Origin of the sequence: Pauljensenia sp. UMB6358, assembly GCF_030216865.1 — a bacterium.
Taxonomy (GTDB): Bacteria; Actinomycetota; Actinomycetes; order Actinomycetales; family Actinomycetaceae; genus Pauljensenia; species Pauljensenia turicensis_A.
Window position 1 is genome coordinate 1 of record NZ_JASOMS010000127.1, and the last position, 294, is coordinate 294.

The window sequence follows — 294 nt, forward strand, 5'->3', positions numbered from 1 at the left end:
TTCTTCCTCCGTATAAATAACGCCCATCAACGCGTCATTCGCGGCCATCCTCGCAACCTCGCTAATAGCGCGGGCTCGGAGCATTGCCGCAGGGTACTGCGACCACGGCCCCTTATTCCCCCACAAACCAGCGCGACGGGCCTTCGCCTCATCCCAAGTAACGCTCATTGGAGCATCCGGGTCATCCGCACGGATCACCGTGGCAGTACAATGTTGATCATCACTTTCAACCCGCAACTTATGCCCAGCCTTACGAATCAAAGCCGCCATAAGATCCGCACTCATCGCGGGTTT

General features: G+C 56.8%; 1 protein-coding gene. It reads right to left on the reverse strand.

Annotated elements, in window-relative coordinates:
• On the reverse strand, window positions 1–270 hold a 270-nt coding region (locus QP381_RS08890), incomplete at its 3' end, for a recombinase RecT (protein WP_285068627.1).
• Window positions 271–294: the final 24 nt, after the last annotated feature.